Annotated in this window: 13 protein-coding genes and 1 riboswitch; of the genes, 11 read left to right on the forward strand and 2 right to left on the reverse strand. The window is 51.6% G+C overall.

Features of this window, described 5'->3' with window-relative positions; genetic code table 11:
- Window positions 1-206 precede the first annotated feature (206 nt).
- The 8 genes from IKW96_RS09985 to IKW96_RS10020 all read left to right on the forward strand — a co-directional run bounded on the left by IKW96_RS09985 (window position 207) and on the right by IKW96_RS10020 (window position 10,662).
- Entirely contained in the window at window positions 207-2,960 is a 2,754-nt protein-coding gene (locus IKW96_RS09985) for an RICIN domain-containing protein (protein ID WP_296573972.1), read from the forward strand.
- Between the two features lie 458 nt (window positions 2,961-3,418).
- Window positions 3,419-3,528, forward strand: a riboswitch (adenosylcobalamin-variant (AdoCbl-variant) riboswitch).
- A gap of 110 nt (window positions 3,529-3,638) precedes the next feature.
- Window positions 3,639-4,583 carry an NPXTG-anchored protein gene (locus tag IKW96_RS09990; RefSeq protein WP_296573974.1) on the forward strand — a complete coding sequence of 315 codons (945 nt, stop codon included), beginning with the start codon at window positions 3,639-3,641 and terminating at the stop codon, window positions 4,581-4,583.
- Window positions 4,573-6,396: a DUF4430 domain-containing protein gene (locus IKW96_RS09995; protein ID WP_296573977.1), complete on the forward strand. Its 1,824-nt coding sequence runs from the start codon at window positions 4,573-4,575 to the stop codon at window positions 6,394-6,396. Before IKW96_RS09990 ends, IKW96_RS09995 begins: the two co-directional genes overlap by 11 nt.
- Entirely contained in the window at window positions 6,393-7,271 is an 879-nt protein-coding gene (locus IKW96_RS10000) for an energy-coupling factor transporter transmembrane component T (protein ID WP_296573980.1), read from the forward strand. The genes IKW96_RS09995 and IKW96_RS10000 overlap by 4 nt, the downstream gene beginning before the upstream one ends.
- On the forward strand, window positions 7,244-8,875 hold the full coding sequence (locus IKW96_RS10005; RefSeq protein ID WP_296573984.1) for an ABC transporter ATP-binding protein: 1,632 nt from the start codon (window positions 7,244-7,246) through the stop codon (window positions 8,873-8,875). The genes IKW96_RS10000 and IKW96_RS10005 overlap by 28 nt, the downstream gene beginning before the upstream one ends.
- Window position 8,876: 1 nt before the next feature.
- Complete coding sequence (locus IKW96_RS10010) at window positions 8,877-9,563, forward strand: ECF transporter S component (RefSeq protein WP_296573988.1); 687 nt, start codon at window positions 8,877-8,879, stop codon at window positions 9,561-9,563.
- A gap of 339 nt (window positions 9,564-9,902) precedes the next feature.
- Window positions 9,903-10,196 (forward strand): hypothetical protein, encoded by a 294-nt coding sequence (locus IKW96_RS10015; protein ID WP_296573990.1) that lies wholly within the window; start codon window positions 9,903-9,905, stop codon window positions 10,194-10,196.
- 4 nt (window positions 10,197-10,200) lie between these two features.
- A complete protein-coding gene (locus IKW96_RS10020; protein ID WP_296573992.1) occupies window positions 10,201-10,662 on the forward strand; it encodes a helix-turn-helix domain-containing protein in 462 nt (153 codons plus the stop codon).
- A gap of 149 nt (window positions 10,663-10,811) precedes the next feature.
- Here the strand turns inward: IKW96_RS10020 and pta are convergent, their stop codons facing one another.
- Complete coding sequence (gene pta / locus IKW96_RS10025) at window positions 10,812-11,828, reverse strand: phosphate acetyltransferase (RefSeq protein ID WP_296573993.1); 1,017 nt, start codon at window positions 11,826-11,828, stop codon at window positions 10,812-10,814.
- Between the two features lie 232 nt (window positions 11,829-12,060).
- On the opposite strand from pta, the gene IKW96_RS10030 reads away from it, so the two are divergent.
- Window positions 12,061-13,038, forward strand: a complete 978-nt coding sequence (locus IKW96_RS10030; RefSeq protein WP_296573995.1) for an AAA family ATPase — start codon at window positions 12,061-12,063, stop codon at window positions 13,036-13,038.
- 344 nt (window positions 13,039-13,382) lie between these two features.
- Here IKW96_RS10030 and IKW96_RS10035 read toward each other — a convergent pair whose 3' ends face one another.
- A complete protein-coding gene (locus IKW96_RS10035; RefSeq protein WP_296573997.1) occupies window positions 13,383-13,757 on the reverse strand; it encodes a hypothetical protein in 375 nt (124 codons plus the stop codon).
- A 210-nt stretch (window positions 13,758-13,967) separates the two neighbouring features.
- On the opposite strand from IKW96_RS10035, the gene feoB reads away from it, so the two are divergent.
- Both feoB and IKW96_RS10045 read left to right on the forward strand, forming a co-directional pair.
- The gene (gene feoB, locus IKW96_RS10040; RefSeq protein ID WP_296574001.1) at window positions 13,968-16,313 is read left to right on the forward strand and encodes a ferrous iron transport protein B; all 2,346 of its coding nucleotides are present in this window, start codon (window positions 13,968-13,970) and stop codon (window positions 16,311-16,313) included.
- Between the two features lies 1 nt (window position 16,314).
- Complete coding sequence (locus IKW96_RS10045) at window positions 16,315-16,458, forward strand: FeoB-associated Cys-rich membrane protein (protein WP_296574004.1); 144 nt, start codon at window positions 16,315-16,317, stop codon at window positions 16,456-16,458.
- Window positions 16,459-16,695: the final 237 nt, after the last annotated feature.

Here is a 16,695-nt window from a genome sequence, read left to right on the forward strand (position 1 = left end):
ATATCAGCTTGACCTCTCGGCTGTTCAGCCGTGAAAAACAGGATAACTCCGCAGAAATGACCGTGATACTCCTGCGGAGTTGTTTTTTTGCAGCAATGAGTATTATTGTTCACAGGCAGAGTATTTTTGTACACCTCTGATTCGTTGACAAATTGGCCAAAAAATCCTATAATAATATCAATAAATTTATATCGGAGGATATTGAAATGAAAATCAGAAAGCTTATTGCAGCCGCCCTCTCAGGCTGTCTTATGCTGTCGGCTCTGTCAGGGCTCTCCGTTACAGCAGCAGACGGGCGCGTTTCCGTTCACGATCCCTCTGTCGTGAAAGCCAACGGTACATATTATGTATTCGGCTCGCATATCGAAGCGGCAAAGTCAGGTGATCTGCAAAGCTGGAGGCGCTTCTCCAACGGCTATGCGACCGTTAATAATGTGGAGTTCGGCGACCTTTCACGGAACCTCGGAAAAGCCTTTGAATGGGCAGGCGAGGACTTGCAGGACTGCGAGGGAGGATTTGCGGTATGGGCTCCCGATGTGGTGTGGGACGGCGATTATATCAACAGCGACGGCAGCAGGGGAGCATATCTCATGTATTTCTGCACGTCGTCCACATATATGCGCTCGGTCATCGCGTATGCCGCCGCAAAGAACATCGAGGGACCATATACCTTTGTGGACACACTTATCTACTCGGGCTTCACGAACAACGACAGCTACGTGAAGAGCAGCACTAAAAACGTCAACTGCAAGTACACTTCCACCAATATCGACGAGCTCATCGCACAGGGCAGTGTGAGCTTCAACAGCGGCTGGTTCAATAAGGACAATTACAATAACAGGCTTTATCCGAATGCTATCGACCCTGCTATCTACTTTGATACCGACGGCAGGATGTATATGTGCTACGGCTCATGGTCGGGCGGTATCTTTTCCCTTGAGATAGACCCGCGGACAGGTCAGTGCATTCACCCGAAAACAGGACAGACCGCTGACGGAAGAATGGTGGACAGCTATTTCGGCACGAAGATCTCGGGCGGATACGGCAAGTCGGGAGAGGGTCCCTTCATCGAATACAACGCCGATACAGGCTATTATTACCTGTGGGTGACTTACGGAGGACTTACCTCAACAGGCGGCTATAATATGCGCGTATTCCGCTCGGTATCTCCCCTCGGTCCCTTCACCGACCCTGCAGGCAGACAGGCGGTCCTTCCCGCAGATCCCGACCTTGACTCCACAGGACTGAAGGTCATGGGAAATTACAGATTCAGCTCCCTTAGCAAGGCTTACATGGCCTGCGGACATAACTCCGTACTGCGTGACGATGACGGCAAATGGTATCTTGTGTATCATACCCGTTTTGACGACGGAGCCGAGTTCCATGAGGTCCGCGTACATTCCATGTATTTCAATGAAAAGGGCTGGCCTGTAGTTGCTCCCTATGAGTATGCAGGGGACGTTATCTCAGGAACGGGCTATGATGAAGCTGATATCGCAGGGGATTACGAGTTCATCGGCCACGGCACCTCCACAGACGGAAAGATAATCAATTACAGCAGCATAAAGCTGAACTCCGACGGCAGTATCAGCGGTTCAGTTACGGGAAAATGGTCGCAGGCAAAGGACAGCTCCGCAGCTGAGGTCATTATCGGAAATCAGGCGTATTATGGCTTTTTCCTTGCGGCAAAGGACGAAAACGGCAAAAAGGTCATGTCATTTACCGCAGTCGGCAGTAATAATCAGACGGTATGGGGAGTTCAGACCAGGGCGTTCACAGGCAGGGAGCGTTCGGGACTTGCGGACTTCACCGACAAGAACTCGCAGCTCATAAACAAAGCCGTTGCCGTATCGGGTTCGGGAGCCTGTGCAAGGCTCAGCGGTACAGAGCTCCTCAGCGGAGTTCCTTACTATATCATCAATCAGAACAGCGGAATGGCAATAGATATCCCCAACGGCAGGCTTGACGAGGGTACGAATATCCAGCAGTGGGAGCGCAACGGCAGCTGGGCGCAGCAGTGGCGGCTCATATCGGTCGATGAGAACTATTTCCGCATAGTTTCGGCAGGGGACGAGTCCATGTGTATGGCGGTTTCCGAAAATTCTGCCGATGACGGAGTAAATATTGAGCTGCAGAAGTATACAGGAAGTGACGAGCAGCTGTTCAGACTGAAAAAATGCGGCTCGGATTACGGAATAGTTTCCAAATGTTCAAAGGACGCAGGCGGACTTGATGTGTACGAATGGTCAAAGGAGAACGGCGGCAATATCAACCAGTGGAACTACTGGGAGGGCGGCTGTCAGCTGTGGAGCCTTGCTCCTGTTCATCCTGCGGTCACAGACGGTGATTATACGGTGCGGAGCATTGCAAGCGGACTCTTTATGGCTGACATTTACGGTAAGACAGTTCAGAGCGATATCAGCAATATCGCCGTTGAGTATGACCCCACAGGCTCGCCTCCGCCGTTTACGCTGAACGATCAGATATGGAGCTTCACAAGGCTTGACGACGGCAGATATTCCATAAGGAAACAGGACGGAAAGGCTCTTGCATTAAGCTCGGGAAAGCTTTCCGTAACTGAATTTACGGGAGCTGACAGTCAGAAATTCAGCCTTGTTTGCAACAGGGACGGCAGCTATTCCATATTGCAGGACGGTAATTGCATTGACGCAGGCGATAATGCCGATAAAGCCGAAGCTCCCCTCAGTCAGGCTAGGTTTACGGGAGCTGAGAGCCAGAGATTCGTGCTTGAACCTGCTGTTCCTATCGTGGTCGAGCTTCCCGTTAAGGGTGATGTAAACAGGGACGGCGAAGTTGATGCGGCTGATCTTGTCATGCTGCAGAAGCACCTCCTCGGCACAGGCTGCCTGAGCAGCAGCTATTCCGCCGATGTCAACGAGGACGGCAGAGTGGATATATTCGACAGCGTGAGCCTCAGAAAGCTCCTGATACGCGGATAGCAGCAGTATTTTGAATAAACGAAAACGTAGCGGCAATATGTGTGATGCTCGTAAAGAAGTATATATGGGACTTATCGGGGGAAACCTTTCTGAGGAAAGGTTCTCCCCCGAACCCCCTTCCAAAGACTTTTAACCCAAATTTTTCCAAACAGGACGCCCCTGTAAGAGTTACAGAGGGCGTTAGTTTTCGTTGGGCGTCCTGTTTGGAAAAATTTAAGCTGGAAGTTTTAGGAAAGGAGTTTGAGGATTACTCCCCGTTGTACGGGGAGATGTCCGAAGGACAGAGGGGACAGGTCCCTGTTAGGGAAACCCTTTTTCAAAAGGGTTTTCCTCAATAAATTCTCACAAATACTTCTCTATGTGTATCGCACATATGCCGCTACGGCTTTTTGCATGAATTGGTCAACAACTTGACACTTTTCCTGCCCCGTGATATAATATTCCTGTAATTGAATTGCAGTCTGAAACTGAGGGAAGCACGGTGAAAATCCGTCGCAGCAGTCACTGCCGTACAGTCGGATCGCTCGTCAGACAATGCAGGCAATTAACGTTTTTGGACAATGAAAAACGTATGCCGCCGACTTCACATACTCTGTGAAGCTGTTTTGCTGCGCTTTTCTGCACCGCGGAAAGGCTTTTTTATTGCCCGTACTACATTATTTCAAAGGAGTCGGTATTATGAAAAAGACACTGGCAATGGCAGCTGCTCTGCTTATCTCATGTTCAGCTGTATGTATGAACGTATCTGCTGCGGAAACAGATCCTGCAACCGTCTATGTTACTGTTTCTGACGGCGAAAAAAAGTTTGCTCTCATTGAAGAGCCTGTAACTGTTACAGACATCGACAGCGACGGAAAGCTCACTGTCAACGACGCTCTCTATATCGTCCACGAAAGCAAGTTCACAGGAGGTGCTTCGGCAGGCTACAAGTCATCTGTGGGACAGTACGGACTCCAGCTCGACAAGCTCTGGGGAGTTGAAAACGGCGGAAGCTACGGTTTTTACGTAAACGATAAAATGTCTTTGGGACTTGCGGACGAAATCAAGAGCAACGACCAGATACAGGCTTTCATTTATTCGGATACAAAGAGCTACAGCGACTCATACAGCTTCTTCAATGCAAAGAAGGGCGAGGATACAGCCAGGGATTCGGAGATCTCCCTCGAGCTCTCGCATATTGTTTTTGATGAGAAATTTGCTCCCGTTGATAAGAAGCTTGCAGGTGCAAAGATAACTGTGAACGGCAAGGCAACGGACTTCGTTACCGATAGCGAGGGAAAGGTCACTGTAAAGCTCACGGAAGAGGGCAAAAATATACTTAGCGCCACATCTGACAGCGTAAACATCGTTCCGCCTGTATATGTCGTAAATGTAAGCGGCGAAGCTGCTGCTGCCACCACGACAACAACGACAACCACAACAACAACTACTACTACGACAACGACCACAACTACTACCACCACAACCACAACAGCAACGACTACTACCACAAAGGCGGCAACAACTACCGCAAACAAGGGCAATTCTCCGAAAACAGGAGTAAAGGGCGCAGGTATCGCAGTCGCAGGACTTGTTACCGCAGCTGCAACTGCTTTCGCATTAAGACGCAGAGATGAAGAATAAACTGTTATCGGGGATCCTGTGCCTGATATCAGCATTGATACTGACGCTGGAAATAGTTCCGTTCAGTGCGGAATGCAGCGATCATACCGTCGGTGAGGTCGATGACCTTATCGGCGGTATCGTCAGTTATAAGCTGGGACAGGCAGGCGCGGGAAGTGTGGAGGAATGGCTGGAAAGCGGTATCGCAGAGGGCGCAGGCAGGACAACGGACTGGTATGCCCTTACTCTCAGCCAGTGCGGATATACTGACCTTTCAGCCTATGAACGCTCCCTTACGGAGTATCTCGGCAGCAACAATATCGCTTCTGCGACCTCACGGGAGAAGTACGCTCTTGCTCTCTGTGCGGCAGGCAGCGGAAACAGCTACATCACCGATATCCTTGACAGCTCCATAGGCGAGCAGGGCATGATGAGCTGGATATATGGTCTCCATGTGCTCAACAACGGCTATACCTGTTCGCGCTTCACGGCGGAGTCGGTAGTCGATACCATACTTTCCATGCAGTATCCCGACGGCGGCTGGGCGCTTTTCGGGGACTACGGCGACATCGACGTCACAGCCATGACTGTGCAGGCTCTTGCCCCGTATTATCATCGGAACGGCGAGGTTTCGGACTCCGTGGACAGGGCTATTGACTTTATGTCGCGGAAACAGATGGATACAGGCGGCTATGAGAGCTTCGGGAACCCCAATCCCGAGAGCACGGCTCAGGTGCTCACGGCAGTTTCGGCGCTGGGAATAGACTGCCGCAGCGATGAGAGATTCATCAAGAACGGCAGCGACCTCATTGACGGCATAGTGCGTTTCCGCCTGCCCGACGGCAGCTTTTCACATATCGAAGGCGGCGGCTCCAACGAGACCGCAACTGTGCAGGCGTACTATTCCTTTGTGGCGTTCAGGCGCATGACGGAGGGGAAATCGCCGCTGCTCATACTGGACAACCGCAGACATGAAACAGCTCCGCCGCAGAATGAGGAAACTCCCACACAGGGCGAAGCTGTCACTGAGGGCACTACAGCTCCGCAGTCATCGTCAGCGGTCACGGCCTCACAGGGGACTACAGTCACGGTCACGAAAACTGCGGCAGTTTCGGCTTCGGCATCTCTTAAAAAGACGGAGACCGCAGCTAAAGAAATCACCTCCGCAGTCACGGCAGTCAGGACTGAGAGCATACAGTCCGCGGCAGCTCCCCAAAGGGAAGAATCAGGCCGAAAAGGCGGCTTAAAACCAAAGCTCATCATCATTATTGCAGGCTCGGCTCTTGTCCTTTCACTTATCATGCTCATTCTCGGCAAAAGGAATATCAGGAACTTCATCTTCATCGGCATAGCCGCAGGCGCGGCAGTGCTCATTGTGCTGGTGACGGATATAAGCTCCGCCGATGAGTACTACAGCGGCAATAAAAAGGTCAAGGACAATGCGGTCGGAACTGTCACTATGGAGATACGCTGCGACACCATAGCAGGCAGGGCGGAACATATCCCTGCGGACGGCGTGATACTGCCGCCCACGGCTTTTGACATTGAGGCAGGGGATACCGTCTTCGATATCCTCACGGAAGCCGCTCAGACCTGCGGCATACAGGTGGAAAACAAGGGCAGCGCAGGCGGAGCTCACGGCATGGTCTATATTTCGGGCATAAACTACATTTACGAATACGATTTCGGCGACCTTTCGGGCTGGGTTTACCATGTGAACGGCATAGCTCCCTCGCGGAGCTGCGGCGAATACGAGCTCTCCGACGGTGACAGGGTGGAATGGCTCTACACCTGCGAGATAGGTCACGACCTTAACGAGGTATACGAACAATGAGAAGCTTTTCCGAATACAATCCCATAGCGGTAACAGTATGGTTCTTCAGCGTTACGGGAATAGCCATGTTCAGCAGCTATCCGCTGCTCATGGTCATGTCGCTGGTGGGGGGAGCTGTCTTCTTCACGGTACGCAACGGCTTTTCACGGGGCAGGGAGCATATCTTCTTCTGGGTGCTGTTCCTGATACTTGCCCTTGCAAATCCGCTCATATCCCACAACGGAAAGACAGTCCTCTTTGTCATGAACCACAATCCCGTGACTCTCGAAGCCGCCCTGTACGGTCTTAACTCAGCGGCTATGATAGTGGGAGTCCTGTACTGGTTCAGGTCTTTTACGCAGATAATGACAAGCGAAAAGCTCCTCTATGTCACGGGAGCTCTCTCGCCTAAGCTGTCTCTCATACTGTCAATGGCTCTGCGGTTCGTGCCCCTGTTCAGCAGGCAGTCCGCGAAGATAAACAGCGCACAGAAGGCAATGGGGCTCTATAAGGACGACAACATCATCGACGACATAAAGGGAAAGTCGCGGGTTTTCTCCATACTTGTCACATGGGCTCTCGAAAACGGCATCATCACCGCCGACAGCATGGAGGCGAGGGGCTTCGGCACTCACAGGCGCACACAGCTCCGCAGGTTCGGGTTCAGGGCGGCGGATATCGCACTCCTGGCGGCTTCCCTTGCTCTTCTCGGCGTTACGGCAGCCGCCGTGGGAAGCGGTTCCCTTGATTTTATGTTCTATCCGTCCGTAAGCACGGCAGTTCCCGACAAGCTCGGCAAAGCAGGGCTCATTGCATACGGAGCGCTTATCATGCTCCCAATTATCATTGAAACGGAGGTGAGTCTCAGGTGGAGATACTTGCGGTCAGGGATCTGACATTTACATATCCTGAATGCGGCTCGCCTGCAGTGAAAAACGTGTCGTTCAGCCTTGAACGGGGCGAATTTGCCGTACTGTGCGGAGCTACGGGCAGCGGCAAGTCCACGCTCCTGCGTATGCTCAAACGTGAGCTCACCCCTGTGGGTGATATGAGGGGCAGCGTTTCTTTCTGCGGAACTCCCCTTGCAGAGCTCGACAACATCACATCGGCTTCTGCAACAGGCTTCGTTATGCAGAACCCCGAGCAGCAGACCGTCACCGACAAGGTGTGGCACGAGCTTGCGTTCGGACTTGAAAATCTCGGTACTCCTCCCGATGAGATATCGCGGCGCATTGCCGAAATGGCAAGCTACTTCGGCATAGGGGAATGGTACGACAAGAACGTTTCTGAGCTTTCGGGCGGTCAGAAGCAGCTCCTCAACCTTGCCGCGGTACTGGTCATGCAGCCGCAGCTGCTAATACTCGACGAACCCACCGCCCAGCTTGACCCCATAGCGGCGGCGGACTTCACGGCAACGCTGAAAAGGCTTTGTCAGGACTTTTCCGTTACCATAATAATGGCGGAGCACCGCCTGGAGGACGTTGTTCCTGTATGCGACAGGCTCCTCGTAATGGAAAAGGGCTCGCTCATCGCTTCTGCGCCGCCTGCCGAGGTCATTTCGGGACTTAAAGGGCGGAGCGATATACTCTGCGGTATGCCTGCGGCGGCAAGGGTTTACGCAGGGCTTGGCGGCATGGGGAGATGTCCCCTTACTGTCCGCGAGGGCAGGGCGTTCATAGAGAGCGGCTACGGGAACTCCGCACGGGCGCTGCCGCTGAGGGAGCACGGTCACAGCGATGAAACGGCTCTCGAGTACAAAAACGTGTATTTCCGCTACGAGAGAAACGGCAGGGACATACTTGACGGTCTCAGCCTGAAAGTGTACAGCGGCGAGCTTTTCTGCATACTCGGGGGGAACGGTTCGGGCAAGACCACGGCTCTTTCCGCGGCGGCAGGGCTTCTCAGAGCCTACAGCGGCAGTATAAGGGTATTCGGGAAACGGCTGAAAGACTACAGGAACCGCTCCCTTTACCGTGATTGCCTTGCAATGCTGCCCCAGGACGTTCAGACGGTCTTTCTGAAAAATACAGTCCGCGCCGAGCTTGACGAGTGCGGAGCCCGTACAGATGAGCTCCCTTACGATATATCGCATCTCATGGACAAGCACCCCTACGACCTTTCGGGAGGCGAGCAGCAGCTTGTCGCCCTTGCAAAGGTGCTTGCCGCAAAGCCGAAGCTTCTGCTCCTTGACGAGCCCACAAAGGGACTTGACGCGGCTGCGAAGCTGAATATGATAAAGGTACTGCGGAGCCTGAGAGAAAAGGGGATAACTGTTGTGACCGTCACCCACGACGTTGAGTTCGCAGCAGCATTTTCCGACAGGTGCGCCATGTTTTTCGGGGGCAGGATAGTTTCCGTCGGCGAGCCCCGTGAGTTCTTCACGAAAAACAGCTTCTACACCACGGCAGTAAGCCGCATGACAAGGGGCTATTACGACAATGCCGTTACCGTTGAGGACGCTGTGGAGCTTTGCAGCTCGAACGGCAGAAAGGAGTGCTGAAATGCTCCTTATCAGAAACAAAGAGCTGCGGAATGCCATAAAAATAGCCGTTCCCTTTGTGATAATACCCTCAGTTACGATACTGGGAGCTCTCGCATTTGACGAAAAGAAGCACATAATCGTTTCCCTTGCAGTTGCGGTGTTCTCCCTTCTTCTCTTCGCGGCAGGCTTCGAGAAGAAGTCCACGGGAACGCGGCGAATGGTCATAGTTGCGGTAATGACGGCTCTCTGCTTTGCAGGCAGGTTCATACCGTTTCTCAAGCCCATAGCGGCTCTGACGATAATCACCGCCCTGTATCTCGGGGGCGAGGCAGGCTTCCTTGTGGGAGCTCTTTCCGCTGTGCTGTCCAATTTCTACTTCGGACAGGGACCGTGGACGGCTTTCCAGATGCTTGCATGGGGACTTATCGGACTTTTCGCAGGGATATTCTCGGAAAAACTCCTGAAAAGCCGCGTACTCCTCCTGCTTTACGGAGCTGCAACGGGTATCGCCTACTCGTTCATCATGGATATATGGACGGTGCTGTGGTATAATCAGGGCTTCAGCCTGAAACTCTACCTTGCGGCGCTGGCTTCGGCTGTGCCGTATACTGCGTCATATGCAGTGTCCAACGTGCTGTTCCTGTATCTGCTGGCAAAGCCCTTCGGCGAAAAGCTGGAGCGTATAAAGACCAAGTACGGAGTGTGAATTAAGAACTAAGAGCCTGTAGGGGACGCCGCCCTCGGCGTCCCGACCCTCTGTCAGCTCCGCTGACATCTCCCTGTACAACAGGGAGTCACCCCCGGCGTCCCGCGCCTTACGTGATGAAGAGATAAGAACTAAGAGCTTAGAGTTATTGTTGGGGTGTTATGCATATTCTCCTAAAGATATTCTGAAAATTTGTATACATTATTTGCAGAATGTTCACAAATATTATTGCAAATATGATATAATATTATTAAGGAAACGTCAGCTTTTTATAACGGGGAAGTGAACGAAAAGCTGTACGCGACTGCAAAACAGCTGTCTGAAAGGAGTTGATCTTCTGTGGTAAAGGGTTTGGGCGTTTATGCGCCGATGGCTTTGCTTCCGACCATAATAATAGACAAGGTCCGCGAGAAATATGAGCCCGACATTTACAGGACAAGCATAATGATACTCAAACTGGTAAGCGGCGATCTTGTCAAATACAGGTTCTGGGTCGACAAGACCCCCGATATCCTGCCTATGCGCGAACTGGCTATAGTTGAGGTCATGGCTCAGGAGCTCACGGAGGGAGAACAGGCTGTTATTGATACAGTGCTGAAAATCGCAGCGACTGCTGCGTTAAAAAAGGTATAAGTTAATGGGACTTCATATGATAGACCTCGGGCACCTGGAAAAGTACAGGGAAAACAACAGGATAGAAGCCAAAAAAGCTATAGGCGGACTTCCCGTAAGTCTGTGGGAGACATATTCCGCTTTTGCCAACACTCTGGGTGGCATTATCCTCCTCGGAGTCGAGGAGCTTGACGACAGGTCGCTCCATGCTGTGGACCTGCCCGACCCCGAATGGCTTGTGAAGGACTTCTGGGACATAATCAACGACCCGAGAAAGGTCAGCGTGAACATACTCAGCGAGGAGGACGTGAAGATAAGAGAAGTTGACGGCAAGCATATCATCTCTATAACCGTGCCGAAAGCAAGTACCTCCGACAAGCCCGTCTACATCAACGGCAGTCCCTTCACGGGGACTTACAAGCGCAGCGGCGACGGTGATTACCGCTGCTCGATACGGGAGATACAGGCGATGATAGCAAGTCGTTAGCGAGCCGGTTGCCAGTGAATGCTTCGGAGCTGTTAACGCTCATGTGGTGTATAGTTATAAAAAAAGGACTGCTTTCGGAGCAGTCCCTTTTTGTTTATTCGGCAGGGCGGATATTATCCGACCGCCCTTGCAAAAAACTAACCACGCGCTTATGCCATACCTGCGGTGATGATAGCCATTTTGTAGACCTCGTCAGCGTTGCAGCCTCTTGAAAGGTCGTTGATAGGAGCGTTAAGTCCCTGGAGGATAGGTCCGTAAGCCTCGTATCCGCCGAGTCTCTGAGCTATCTTGTAGCCGATGTTTCCTGCCTCGATGAGAGGGAAGATGAATGTGTTTGCCTGTCCTGCCACCTTTGAGTCAGGGCACTTTGTCTTTGCAACTTCTGCGGAAACTGCTGCGTCGAACTGGAACTCACCGTCGATAACGAGGTTCGGGTCGATGTTTCTTGCCTCGATGACTGCGTCGTGGCTGAGCTGAACTGTTCCGCCCTTGCCCGAGCCGTATGTGGAGAAGCTGAGAACTGCTACCTTAGGGTCGATACCGAAGAAATCAGCAGTCTTTGCAGTCTCAACAGCTACTTCTGCAAGCTGTCTTGCAGCGGAGAGGACTACGTTGCCGTCCTTGTCGAGTCTGTCGGTGTAGCCGAGGTTGATAGCGCAGTCGCCCATTGCTATCTTCTCTTCCTTGCCGTCCTTTTCGCGGAAGAGTATGAATGAAGAGCTTACGAGGTTTGAGCCCTTCTTGGTCTTGATTATCTGGAGTGCAGGTCTTACCGTATCGGCTGTGGAGTAGGTCGCGCCGCCGAGAAGAGCGTCTGCCTTGCCTGCCTTTACGAGCATGGTTCCGAAGTAATTGGACTTTGCAAGAGCTGCACGGCACTCCTCCTCAGTCATCTTGCCCTTTCTGAGCTCTACCATCTGAGCTACGAGAGCGTCCATTTCAGGATATGTAGCAGGGTCGAGTATCTCTGCGCTGTCGATATTGAAGCCGCCGTTCTTTGCAGCTGCCTTAACTTCGTCAACGTTGCCGCAGAGGATAACTCCCATGAGGTTTTCCTTGATAAGTCTGTCGGCTGCGGAGAGGATACGGGGATCGCTGCCCTCTGTGAAGACTATTGTTTTCTTGCTGGATTTAAGGTTTGCTATAAGCTTGTCAAACATTCCCATTTTGAGTGACCTCCATTGGATTTAATTTTTACCTTTCCATTATATCACAGTCGTTCCCTAAAGTCAAATAGTAAATTAAGAGCTAAGAACTAAGAGCTAACGGTTAGCGGCTCCATAACTGCACCTGAGGTGCAAAATATGAGGGGAACTCGCGATATTAAACGGTTTTGTGTTTAATAAGGGGCTTTTCCGACCCACTTGTGAAAAAACTTTTTCGGGAGGTAACTTCACAATGGAAAAAAAAGGCATATACAACATGGCTCATATCAGGGAAGTCAGGACGGAATGGCTGTGGTACCCGTACATTCCCTACGGCAAGGTCACTATCATTCAGGGAGACCCCGGCGAGGGCAAGACCACTCTTGCACTGAACATAGCCGCCGCTCTCACAAGGGGCAGAACTGTCACGGGCGAAAAGACCGACCCCCTTACAGGCGAGGAACTCTTCCCCACATCGGTGCTGTTTCAGACTGCCGAGGACGGTCTCGCGGACACTATCAAGCCGAGACTCCTTGCGGCAGACGCGGACTGCGGCTATATCAGCGGCGTTGACGAGAGCTCCTACCCTCTGACTATCACCGACGGGCGGCTCGAAGAAGCTCTCAGGCTCACAAATGCAAGACTGGTCATACTCGACCCGTTGCAGGCTTATCTCGGAGCCGACGTGGATATGCACAGGGCAAACTCCATACGTCCCGTCATGAGCTACCTCGCCAATATGGCGGAGCAGTACGGCTGTGCGGTGATACTCATCGGTCACATGAACAAGAATATGGGAACCAAGGCGGCTTACCGCGGTCTCGGCTCTATCGACCTGACTGCCGCCGCCCGAAGCGTCCTGCTGGTTGCAAGGGACAAGAGGGACGAGGACAGGCGCATAGTCATGCAGATAAAGAGCTCCCTTGCGAAAGAGGGCAAGCCCGTGGCGTTCAGAATGGGCGAGAACAACAGCTTCACCTACGAGGGGGAGTGCGAGGCTGACCCCGAAAATGTCCTCATGGGGATAGCTCCCGTACAGCCCAAGCAGACCGACCTCGCAAGGCAGTTCCTTATGTCGGAGCTGGGCGGCGGCGAAGCAAAACCCGTGAAAGCACTGACTGAAAAGGCGGAGAATATAGGGATAACGTCCCCCATACTCAGAAAAGTCAAATCAGAAATGCATATCAGGACATTGAATGAAGAAAGAATATGGTATTGGCAACTGGAATAAAAAGTTTCTCACATTCTCACATTCTCAGTATGTCGATTTAAATCATTAAAGTATAGTGCTTTATGTAAGTGAGAAAGTGAGAAAGTGAGAAAGTGAGAAAGTGAGAAAGTGAGAAAGTGAGAAAGTGAGAACAGGGAATGTGTGTCAAAGTTAAAGGGACGGATAAAATCCGCCCCTTTGCAAGTTGCTGTTCACTGAAAATCAGCTTTTATTAATTATATATCCTCTTTTATAAGGCGTATTATCAAACGTAGTTGTACTTGTATCTTCCACCCCCTATGCAAGTTGCTTATTCACTGAAAATCAGCTTTTATGAGTTATTTATCCTTTTACCAGGCGTATTATCAAACGTAGTTGTAATGGTATCTTGCGGGAACATAATATCCGCTTGTTGTCACTACCCAGTCATAATGATCGTCTGATATAACAGTAATTTCGCCTTTTTTATTTCTTTTAATCTGAAAAATTTCACCCTGATAATAGGTCTTTTTGGGTTTTGCTTTCATACTGGGTGCAACTCGTGAGTTTACTCCCGGATAGCATGCAACTTGGGCATTGTTTCCGGCAATATTGAGAAAAGTCTCTGTTTTTTCTTTTTTTGCCGAAGCAACGATTGAGTTGTCAAGCTGTGGTGCGACATATTTTGTTACAGCTGTACCGGTACCGATGATAGTAAAAGCCATAGCAGCTGCCGCGATCTTTCTGATTACGTTTTTCATGATTTTTAACTCCTTTTAAATAAATTTTCGGGGGCTTTGGGGGAGCCCTCACTTATAATAACGCAAGAGCAGCATGAAAGTGTAACAGAAAATAAAAAAAATTTTTCAGTGCTTAATTCTTAGCTCTTAGCTCTCAATTGCTCCATTTGGACTTGACTTATGAACGTCAAAGTTATATAATGATAACAGAAAGATGAAAGAAGGAATAATATGACACTGAAGGAACTGAAACCCGGCGAGTCCGCTGTTATAGACAGAGTGGGCGGCGAGGGAGCTCTCAGGCAGCACTTCCTTGACATGGGAGTTATACCCGGTGCGGAAGTTACCCTGCTGAAACTTGCTCCGATGGGAGACCCTATGGAACTGGAGATACACGGGTACTCGCTGACCCTGCGCCTTGCGGACGCGGACAGGATAGAGGTCACGCCCCTGAGCGAAAAGACCGCTTCTGCCGCCGCAAAGAAGAAAAAGCCGAAAACTCACCACCCGGGACTCGGCGAGGGCGGTATCTTCCACGCAAAGGGCGACGGAGACCCTCTTCCCGACGATGAACAGCTCACATTCGCACTCGTAGGCAATCAGAACTGCGGCAAGACCACCCTGTTCAACCGCCTGACGGGCTCCAATCAGCACGTGGGAAACTTCCCCGGAGTTACCGTGGACAGAAAGGACGGTCCCATAAAGGGCTATCCCAATACCCTTGTGACGGACCTGCCCGGTATCTACTCCATGTCGCCATACAGCAGCGAGGAGATAGTTTCGCGAAACTTCGTCCTCGACAACAAGCCGAGGGCTATCATAAACATCGTTGACGCCATGAACATCGAGAGAAACCTCTACCTCACCATGCAGCTCCTTGAAATGAATATCCCAATGGTAGTTGCTCTGAACATGATGGACGAGGTAAGCGGAAACGGCGGCTCCGTAGACATAAACGCAATGGAACAGCTCCTCGGAGTGCCTGTGGTGCCTATTTCCGCCTCGAAGAACAAGGGCGTTGACGAGCTCATAGACCACGCTCTCCATATCGCCCACTATCAGGAGCGCCCCGTTCAGCAGGACCTCTGCGACGAGAGGCACAAGAACGGCGCTGTACACCGCTGTCTCCACGGTATAATAGCTCTTATAGACGACCACGCAAGGGACGCAGGAGTACCCGTCAGGTTCGCTGCAAGCAAGCTCGTGGAGGGAGACAGGCTCATACTGGAACAGCTCCGGCTGGACGATAACGAGAAGGAAATGCTGGAGCACATCATCAGTCAGATGGAAAAGGAGAGAGGTCTCGACAGGAGCGCCGCCGTTGCGGATATGCGCTTCGCTTTCATACGCAGGATATGCGACGAGACCGTCACCAAGCCCCACGAGAGCCGCGAGACTATACGAAGCCGCCGCGCAGACAGGTTCCTCACGGGAAAGTACACGGCGATACCTGCCTTTCTCGGTATCATGATACTGGTATTCCTGCTGACCTTCAACGTCATAGGCGCATGGCTCCAGGGACTTCTCGAAAAAGCTGTTGACTGGTTTACGGGAGCTGCCGACAGGCTCCTTGTGGACTTGGGCATAAACGACACCATACACAGTCTCGTCATAGACGGCATATTTGCAGGCGTGGGAAGCGTTCTCAGCTTCCTGCCCGTCATCGTGACGCTGTTCTTCTTCCTGTCCCTCCTTGAGGACAGCGGCTACATAGCCCGTGTGGCATTTGTCATGGATAAGCTCCTGCGAAAGATAGGACTTTCGGGCAGAAGCATAGTTCCGCTGCTCATAGGCTTCGGCTGTACGGTGCCTGCGGTAATGTCCACGAGGACTCTCCCCAGCGAGAGAGACCGAAAAATGACCATACTCCTGACGCCCTTTGTGAGCTGTACGGCGAAACTGCCTATCTACGCCTTTTTCGTCAGCGCTTTCTTCCCGAAACGGGGCGGTCTCATCATGGCAGGACTGTACATACTGGGCATACTCATGGGTATCGTCACGGCTCTGCTCTACAGAAAGACCATTTTCCGCGGAGAAGCCGTTCCCTTTGTCATGGAGCTCCCCAATTACCGTATGCCGAGCCTGAAAAACGTAGTGCAGCTCCTGTGGGAAAAGGCGAAGGACTTCCTGCAGAGGGCTTTCTCGGTAATACTTATCGCAACTGTGATAGTGTGGTTCATGCAGAATTTCAGCTTTGACTTCAACATGGTCAGCGACTCGGAGGACAGTATCCTCGCGGCAGTTGCAGGACTTCTGGAGCCCGTGTTCAGACCTGTGGGACTTGGCGACTGGCGCATAGTGACTTCCCTTATCACGGGATTCATGGCGAAGGAAAGCGTGGTCTCCACCCTTGAAGTCCTCTTCTCGGGCAACGTGGGAGCAGCTCTCACCACCGCAGGAGCGGCTTCGCTCCTTGTGTTCAGCCTGCTGTATACGCCCTGTGTAGCGGCAATAGCAGCCGTAAAGCGCGAGCTCGGCAAAAAGTGGGCTTTCACCGTGGTGATTTTCCAGTGTACCGTGGCATGGTCGGCAGCTCTTGTCGTAAGGCTGATATGCATGGCTCTGGGAGTGAACTGACATGAACGTATTCGATATAGTTATACTGCTCTGCATAGCCGCAGGACTTGTTCTTGCGGTGCGGAGCCTCATAAAGCAGAAGAAAAAGGGGAGCTGCTGCGGCGATTGCAGCACTTGCCGACGGCGGCATAGAACTAAGAGCTAAGAGCTGAGAATTAAGAGCTAAGAACTAAGAACTTGTAGGGGACGCCGACCAACAGGCGCCGCGACCCTCTGTCAGCTCCGCTGACATCTCCCTGTACAACAGGGAGTCACCCTCGGCGTCCCGCGCCTTATGTGATGAAGAACTAAGAACTAAGAGCCTTGTTACATTGTTAAATAAATAAAATATATATATAACACTTGCAATGGGGAGAAATATGTGTTAAAATATTATTTAGAC

The sequence above is a fragment of the Ruminococcus sp. genome (genome assembly GCF_017549005.1).
GTDB lineage: Bacteria > Bacillota > Clostridia > Oscillospirales > Ruminococcaceae > Ruminococcus.

Bases quoted from the DNA above. Each gene is read 5' to 3' on its own strand.
- IKW96_RS09995 (WP_296573977.1), top strand. From the start codon at position 4,573: ATGAAGAATAAACTGTTATCGGGGATCCTGTGCCTGATATCAGCATTG.
- IKW96_RS10035 (WP_296573997.1), bottom strand. From the start codon at position 13,757: ATGAAAAACGTAATCAGAAAGATCGCGGCAGCTGCTATGGCTTTTACT.
- IKW96_RS09990 (WP_296573974.1), top strand. From the start codon at position 3,639: ATGAAAAAGACACTGGCAATGGCAGCTGCTCTGCTTATCTCATGTTCA.
- IKW96_RS10010 (WP_296573988.1), top strand. From the start codon at position 8,877: ATGCTCCTTATCAGAAACAAAGAGCTGCGGAATGCCATAAAAATAGCC.
- pta (WP_296573993.1), bottom strand. From the start codon at position 11,828: ATGGGAATGTTTGACAAGCTTATAGCAAACCTTAAATCCAGCAAGAAA.
- IKW96_RS09985 (WP_296573972.1), top strand. From the start codon at position 207: ATGAAAATCAGAAAGCTTATTGCAGCCGCCCTCTCAGGCTGTCTTATG.
- IKW96_RS10045 (WP_296574004.1), top strand. From the start codon at position 16,315: ATGAACGTATTCGATATAGTTATACTGCTCTGCATAGCCGCAGGACTT.
- IKW96_RS10020 (WP_296573992.1), top strand. From the start codon at position 10,201: ATGGGACTTCATATGATAGACCTCGGGCACCTGGAAAAGTACAGGGAA.
- IKW96_RS10000 (WP_296573980.1), top strand. From the start codon at position 6,393: ATGAGAAGCTTTTCCGAATACAATCCCATAGCGGTAACAGTATGGTTC.
- feoB (WP_296574001.1), top strand. From the start codon at position 13,968: ATGACACTGAAGGAACTGAAACCCGGCGAGTCCGCTGTTATAGACAGA.
- IKW96_RS10030 (WP_296573995.1), top strand. From the start codon at position 12,061: ATGGAAAAAAAAGGCATATACAACATGGCTCATATCAGGGAAGTCAGG.